Below are 7,500 nucleotides of genomic sequence, written 5' to 3'. Positions count from 1 at the left end.
GGAGCCGCAGCGAAAGCGAGTCTGAATAGGGCGTTTAGTACGTGGTCGTAGACCCGAAACCAGGTGATCTACCCATGTCCAGGGTGAAGTTCAGGTAACACTGAATGGAGGCCCGAACCCACGCACGTTGAAAAGTGCGGGGATGAGGTGTGGGTAGCGGAGAAATTCCAATCGAACCTGGAGATAGCTGGTTCTCCCCGAAATAGCTTTAGGGCTAGCCTTAAGTGTAAGAGTCTTGGAGGTAGAGCACTGATTGGACTAGGGGTCCTCATCGGATTACCGAATTCAGTCAAACTCCGAATGCCAATGACTTATCCTTAGGAGTCAGACTGCGAGTGATAAGATCCGTAGTCAAAAGGGAAACAGCCCAGACCGCCAGCTAAGGTCCCAAAGTGTGTATTAAGTGGAAAAGGATGTGGAGTTGCTTAGACAACTAGGATGTTGGCTTAGAAGCAGCCACCATTTAAAGAGTGCGTAATAGCTCACTAGTCGAGTGACTCTGCGCCGAAAATGTACCGGGGCTAAATACACCACCGAAGCTGCGGATTGATACCAATGGTATCAGTGGTAGGGGAGCGTTCTAAGGACAGTGAAGTCAGACCGTAAGGACTGGTGGAGTGCTTAGAAGTGAGAATGCCGGTATGAGTAGCGAAAGACGGGTGAGAATCCCGTCCACCGAATGCCTAAGGTTTCCTGAGGAAGGCTCGTCCGCTCAGGGTTAGTCAGGACCTAAGCCGAGGCCGACAGGCGTAGGCGATGGACAACAGGTTGATATTCCTGTACTACCTCTTTATCGTTTGAGCAATGGAGGGACGCAGAAGGATAGAAGAAGCGTGCGATTGGTTGTGCACGTCCAAGCAGTTAGGCTGATAAGTAGGCAAATCCGCTTATCGTGAAGGCTGAGCTGTGATGGGGAAGCTCCTTATGGAGCGAAGTCTTTGATTCCCCGCTGCCAAGAAAAGCTTCTAGCGAGATAAAAGGTGCCTGTACCGCAAACCGACACAGGTAGGCGAGGAGAGAATCCTAAGGTGTGCGAGAGAACTCTGGTTAAGGAACTCGGCAAAATGACCCCGTAACTTCGGGAGAAGGGGTGCTTTCTTAACGGAAAGCCGCAGTGAATAGGCCCAAGCGACTGTTTAGCAAAAACACAGCTCTCTGCGAAGCCGTAAGGCGAAGTATAGGGGGTGACACCTGCCCGGTGCTGGAAGGTTAAGGAGAGGGGTTAGCGTAAGCGAAGCTCTGAACTGAAGCCCCAGTAAACGGCGGCCGTAACTATAACGGTCCTAAGGTAGCGAAATTCCTTGTCGGGTAAGTTCCGACCCGCACGAAAGGTGTAACGATTTGGGCACTGTCTCAACCAGAGACTCGGTGAAATTATAGTACCTGTGAAGATGCAGGTTACCCGCGACAGGACGGAAAGACCCCGTGGAGCTTTACTGTAGCCTGATATTGAATTTTGGTACAGTTTGTACAGGATAGGCGGGAGCCATTGAAACCGGAGCGCTAGCTTCGGTGGAGGCGCTGGTGGGATACCGCCCTGACTGTATTGAAATTCTAACCTACGGGTCTTATCGACCCGGGAGACAGTGTCAGGTGGGCAGTTTGACTGGGGCGGTCGCCTCCTAAAGTGTAACGGAGGCGCCCAAAGGTTCCCTCAGAATGGTTGGAAATCATTCGTAGAGTGCAAAGGCATAAGGGAGCTTGACTGCGAGACCTACAAGTCGAGCAGGGACGAAAGTCGGGCTTAGTGATCCGGTGGTTCCGCATGGAAGGGCCATCGCTCAACGGATAAAAGCTACCCCGGGGATAACAGGCTTATCTCCCCCAAGAGTCCACATCGACGGGGAGGTTTGGCACCTCGATGTCGGCTCATCGCATCCTGGGGCTGTAGTCGGTCCCAAGGGTTGGGCTGTTCGCCCATTAAAGCGGTACGCGAGCTGGGTTCAGAACGTCGTGAGACAGTTCGGTCCCTATCCGTCGTGGGCGTAGGAAATTTGAGAGGAGCTGTCCTTAGTACGAGAGGACCGGGATGGACGCACCGCTGGTGTACCAGTTGTTCTGCCAAGGGCATAGCTGGGTAGCTATGTGCGGAAGGGATAAGTGCTGAAAGCATCTAAGCATGAAGCCCCCCTCAAGATGAGATTTCCCATAGCGTAAGCTAGTAAGATCCCTGAAAGATGATCAGGTTGATAGGTTCGAGGTGGAAGCATGGTGACATGTGGAGCTGACGAATACTAATAGATCGAGGACTTAACCATATAATATGAAGCAATGTTATCTAGTTTTGAAGGAATATGCCTTCAATAGTTTGGTGATGATGGCAGAGAGGTCACACCCGTTCCCATACCGAACACGGAAGTTAAGCTCTCTAGCGCCGATGGTAATTGGGACCTTGTCCCTGTGAGAGTAGGACGTCGCCAAGCAACTTTAAGACGAGTCAGAATGACTCGTCTTTTTTGTGTTTTATAAAAATAAGAATGGCTGGTAAATCTCAGTTTATTAAAATTTCACTTTATTGTTCACATCAACAAGTTCAAAACGCTCACAGACGAGTAACATATCTTCAGAGAAATTAAGACCAAGCTCATTTAGTTCCTTTGTAAAAAAACGAACATGGGTGTCTCTCCAGTAATTATAAGTACGATCTCCTTCGCCTTCAGCGATAGCGAATTCTTCGCTTACTTCATTCATTGGTGTTACAGTTACTTCTATTGTCTTAATAATAGCTACAGGTTCATCATTACTATTGAGTATAATACTATAATCAATAGTAGTCGGTAGTGATTCATGTTCTAATTCATAAAAAATGTGACCGGAGCATGTAGCGGTTTTAATACCGTCAATTACTAGTTGTGCAAGATAATTAGGGGCATCCCCAAATTGCCAAGCTGTAACAGATTCTGGTTTTTTGTTGTTTCCCCAATAAGTATCCCAATATGTCTGTGCTAATTGATTCATTTTTATCGTTACCTCACTCTAATTCATATTTAGTCTCTTTATAATTCCTAGGAAATTTACTTACTTACTTATTTAGTATGTCTTTGTACTCATTTAAAAGTTGTAGCGGTGTGTTGCAAATTAAAAAGATACTATGTGGAGTGAATATAGTTTGTAAATATGTTCTGTACATATATGGGATCTTTAATTTTCCAATTGCATTTTATGATAAAGGATGTAGTTACTTAAAGAACGTTCAGATTATGAATGGTAGTTTATTATCACTATGCCATATTGAAGTGAGTAATACTAGAGTTAAAATAGATGAAAAAACTGATATTCTAAATTGAATATCAGTTTAATAATATGTGACTTATATGAATCTATAGCAATACGAAAAGCGTAAATAAGATAGCCAACAAAATACGATAGTACGCAAAAGGTTTTAAACCTATCTTCTCTAAAAGCTTTAGAAAAGTTACTACCGCTAGCATCGCTACTATAAAAGAGGTAATGAATCCTACCGCAAACATAGGGATGTCATCGACACTTAAATACTTCCAACTTTTTAGTAAGTCTAAGCCTGTAGCCCCAATCATTACAGGAAGAGCTATTAGAAAAGAGAATTCAGATGCAGTCTTATAATTTACTTTTGCTAATAGACCTCCAGAGATAGTAGAGCCAGCTCTAGAGAAGCCAGGGTATACTGCTAAGCACTGAAATAATCCGATTGTTAAAGCTTGGCGGTATGTTAAATCGTCCAGTGAATAGGCTGCTGCCTCCTTCTTTTTTACTTCTGCAAAGAGCATAAGAATTGCACCTGCTACAAGTCCAATCACAACAGTGTATGGCTGGAATAAGTATGTTTTAATAATATCATGTAGTAGCAAACCAGCAACCACTGCCGGAAATACGCCAAGAAATACATGGAACGCGTTGAATTTTTTTTCTTTCTGTAGAAGTGGCTTAATATTACATAAAGAAACGAGACGTTTATGATATAAAATTGCAATGGCTAAAATTGCGCCTAGCTGAATAACAATTTCAAACGTTTTCGCTCTTTCTCCCTCAAAGCCTAATAAATGCCCGACTAATATAAGATGGCCAGTAGAGGATATAGGTAAAAATTCAGCTAATCCTTCTACAATACCGAGTATGAAGGCAATAATGATATCGCTCATAGTTTCACTCCTACAAATTAATGAATGTCTACTTTTTTAAAATAGAATAGTGTTGCAATAAATCCGGAAATTGTCGTTACTGCAATGATGATATAAGAATACTCTGGTGGATATGTCGGTTGTAATTCGTTATTTGCGATATCTAGAGTAGCGGTCCACGGAAATAAATCTTTATGCTTGGAGTTTACGAGCATAAGATTAGTCATTGTAATAATGACTGTTAATATAATGGGCGGTACATAGCTCTTCATTACAAGAGTTAGTAGCACAATAGGTGAAGACAATAGAAAGAGAAGTCCACCACATATTAAAAATTCTAGGAAAGAACCTAAAAGTAAAGAAATGTTAAAGCCAGGGAAGTTCCCCAATAGCCCTAATATTAAAGTAAGTGCCCAAGCGACTAAAGTTAGCATCATAATCCAAAGAAAGAGAATGATGAATTTACTTATAATAAAGCTAATGCGCGACACGGGGATAGTTAGTAAATTTTTCAGTGTATCTTCTGCATATTCGCGGGTAAGCAAATATGCAACCACTACTCCATATAAGGGGAATCCTATAACTAAAGTAGTATATAAGTTAACGTCAGTGAATAATTGATGGAACCAAATAGTTGGAGTAGGCTGTTTTGTTTTTATATGTATATAAGAGGCTACTACAACTAAGAAAGGTGCGACACCAGCACCAATAATGCTAATTAAAAACATATTAGAGCGTTTTAGTTTTAAGAGTTCTGTATAGAGTAGATTAACCAATTGTTCCACCTCCAACTAGTTTGGTGAAATAATCTTCTAGTCTATCTTCGCTTATCATCATTTTTAATACTTCAATACCATTAAGAACAAACGTTCTGTTTATGTATCCTTGTTGTCCAAAATGAGAGTAAATACGAATATTTCCTTCATCATGTACTTCATAATCAAAAATTTGAAGATGATTTTCTAATAACATCACAGCTTTATCGTCATTATTCACTTGAAACTCTATGTACTTACGGTTTGCTTTGCGCAGCGTATCAAGAGAAACTTCTTCTAGTAACTTTCCTTCATGAATAATTCCGATACGATCGACCAACTGTTCTATCTCGGCTAATATGTGACTAGAAATGAGTATTGTTATATTTCTTTCTTGAGCTAAAGAATGAATAAGTTTTCGCATTTCTTTAATACCAATAGGGTCTAGTCCGTTAGTTGGTTCATCTAATATGAGTAGCTCAGGATAATGGAGAAGAGCGCGTGCAATTCCTAAGCGTTGCTTCATTCCTAAAGAATACTTTCCTACTAACTTTTTTGTCTCATGCTGCAAGCCTACTATTTCTAATGCTTCTTCGATAGCATTCTTTTTGTGAACCCCAATTATCTTTGCATTAATTAGTAGGTTTTCTTTTGCAGTTAAGTTTTCATAAAATCCTGGAACTTCAACTATAGAACCAATTCTGCTTAAAATATCTTTTTGATTTTGGAATAAGTTCTCTCCAAATATTTCAATCGTTCCACTTGTAGGTTTTATAAGACTAAGCAGCATACGAATGGTTGTTGTTTTACCAGCACCGTTGCGGCCTATGAAGCCATAAATCTCTCCTTGTTGAACATTAATATTTAAATTATCTACTGATTTTTGATTGCCATATACTTTAGTAAGGTTAGTCGTTTTTATAATTGTATTTATAGGAGACACCTGCTTTCTATAAGTTCTTACTTACATCATAAAAAGGAAGGCTTAACTGCATATTAATCATTTCTTAACTATTTCTTAAAAGTATTGTGTTTTGGAATAGAAAAGCCAAAAGTAGTTCGTTTCCATGGAGTACTTTCAACCCATATATGCCCACCATTTTTTTCAACGAGTGCTTTAGAAATAGAGAGTCCGAGACCGCTACCACCAAATGAAGAGTTTCTTGATTGTTCGCTTCGGTACATTCGCTCAAATATGTTTTGTAAATCATGTTTTGGAATACCAGGGCCTTGATCCCAAATATGAAGTTTGTATTCTGCATCAGCTTCTAGCAGTTCGACTCCTATTGTTTTCCCATCCTTTCCGTAATAAATTGCATTTTTCATTAAATTACCGATAATCCGCATAATGCTTAGATGATCTGCGATGATAGGACAAGTAGAATCTGGTATGAGAATTTGCAGTTCGATGTTATGTTTTGAGAGCTCAGGTAAAAATTCAATCAAAACTTCTCTAGTAACTTCAGAAAAGTCGAGTTCTTCTTCTTTTAGTGGAAATTCATTAGCGTCTAGCTTCGCCATATTGAATATTTCATCAACTAGGTGCTTTAAGTTATTTGATTTCATATAGAGTATTTTAAGATATTCTTGTTTTTCTATTTCAGAAGCAGCAACTCCGTCTTTCAAAGCATCTATATATCCGATTATGGAGGTGAGTGGTGTTCGTATATCGTGGGAGATACTAGACAAAAGTTGTTTTCTGGATTCCTCGGATCTTTTGGCTTCAATCTGAACCTGCTCTAATTTAGCTATTAGCTCGTTTATTGAAAAAACGATATTATGTAATGAGTGGTCATTGCTTGTGAATAATCTCGTTTGTAAGTTTCCTTTTAGTACACGACTTAATTTAGTATCCATTGCTTTACGATGTTGAATGAATTGTATTCTTGAAAAGAAGAGATAAATTGTAATTAAGATAAGGATAATAAATAAAGACATTTTTAATCTTGGACCCATTTGTATGTTTAAAATCCCGCAAATGATAAGTTGTAATGAAATAAGGAAGAGGGTTTTATCAGTCTTCAAGCTTTTCACCTACAAACTTATAACCAATTCCCCATATAGTCTGAATGAATTTTGGATTGGAAGGGTCAATTTCTATTTTCTTTCTAAGTTTTCGAATATGTACCATAACGGTATTGTCATCTTCTATATAATTATCGTCCCACACATTTCGGAAGAGCTGTGTTTTTGTAAATACTTGCCCTGGGTTTGAAGTAAAGAATTTTAACAGTTCCAATTCTTTTCCGGTTAAGCTAATTTCTTCTTTGTTTGTATGAACTGTGTATGTATTTAAATTGATAGTTAGTCCTTTAAAAGATAAAGTGGTTTTTTCTTGAGCAGTATTGTTACTTCCGAGAACTAAAAAACGCCGCATAAGAGCTTTTACTCGTGCAATTACTTCGTGAATGCTGAAAGGTTTCGTAATATAATCATCAGCACCAATGCTTAAGCCTAAAATTTTATCAACTTCGTGATCTTTAGCTGTGAGCATTAATATAGGTACGTTAGTTTTATCTCTAAGTTTTTTACATACCTCGATTCCATCTATTTTGGGCATCATAAGATCTAATATAACGAGGTTATATTTATTTTGATTAAATAAATGCAAGGCTTCTTCGCCGTTGATTGCAGTGTCTACCATGTAT

At 39.5% G+C, this 7,500-nt stretch carries 6 protein-coding genes and 2 rRNA genes (2 of these 8 running past the window's edge); 2 read left to right on the top strand and 6 right to left on the bottom strand.

Annotated elements, in window-relative coordinates; all coding sequences use genetic code 11:
• Nucleotides 1-2,258, top strand: a 23S ribosomal RNA gene (locus QCI79_RS11585) (it extends 664 nt beyond the left edge of the window).
• 49 nt (nt 2,259-2,307) lie between these two features.
• Nucleotides 2,308-2,423: ribosomal RNA gene (gene rrf / locus QCI79_RS11580) — 5S ribosomal RNA — on the top strand.
• Between the two features lie 76 nt (nt 2,424-2,499).
• On the opposite strand, the gene QCI79_RS11575 is transcribed toward rrf, so the two are convergent.
• The 6 genes from QCI79_RS11575 to QCI79_RS11550 form a co-directional block, all read right to left on the bottom strand.
• Nucleotides 2,500-2,958 carry an ASCH domain-containing protein gene (locus QCI79_RS11575; protein WP_001072418.1) on the bottom strand — a complete coding sequence of 153 codons (459 nt, stop codon included), beginning with the start codon at nt 2,956-2,958 and terminating at the stop codon, nt 2,500-2,502.
• A 362-nt stretch (nt 2,959-3,320) separates the two neighbouring features.
• Complete coding sequence (gene uppP, locus QCI79_RS11570; RefSeq protein ID WP_001279960.1) at nt 3,321-4,118, bottom strand: undecaprenyl-diphosphate phosphatase UppP; 798 nt, start codon at nt 4,116-4,118, stop codon at nt 3,321-3,323.
• Nucleotides 4,119-4,135: 17 nt separating this feature from the next.
• Nucleotides 4,136-4,873: an ABC transporter permease gene (locus tag QCI79_RS11565; RefSeq protein ID WP_000247716.1), complete on the bottom strand. Its 738-nt coding sequence runs from the start codon at nt 4,871-4,873 to the stop codon at nt 4,136-4,138.
• Nucleotides 4,866-5,795, bottom strand: a complete 930-nt coding sequence (locus QCI79_RS11560; protein WP_000074580.1) for an ABC transporter ATP-binding protein — start codon at nt 5,793-5,795, stop codon at nt 4,866-4,868. Before QCI79_RS11560 ends, QCI79_RS11565 begins: the two co-directional genes overlap by 8 nt.
• A gap of 68 nt (nt 5,796-5,863) precedes the next feature.
• Nucleotides 5,864-6,877: a sensor histidine kinase gene (locus QCI79_RS11555; RefSeq protein ID WP_000845334.1), complete on the bottom strand. Its 1,014-nt coding sequence runs from the start codon at nt 6,875-6,877 to the stop codon at nt 5,864-5,866.
• On the bottom strand, nt 6,867-7,500 hold the 3' portion of the coding sequence (locus QCI79_RS11550) for a response regulator transcription factor (RefSeq protein ID WP_000651991.1). It continues 80 nt past the right edge of the window; 634 of the gene's 714 nt are visible here — the last part of the coding sequence; the start codon falls outside the window, past its right edge — the gene reads right to left on this strand; its stop codon occupies nt 6,867-6,869. The genes QCI79_RS11555 and QCI79_RS11550 overlap by 11 nt, the downstream gene beginning before the upstream one ends.

This window comes from Bacillus cereus group sp. MG1, from assembly GCF_040460035.1.
In the GTDB taxonomy this organism is placed as follows: Bacteria; Bacillota; Bacilli; order Bacillales; family Bacillaceae_G; genus Bacillus_A; species Bacillus_A cereus.
This window is presented reverse-complemented; position numbering and strand designations above follow the sequence as displayed.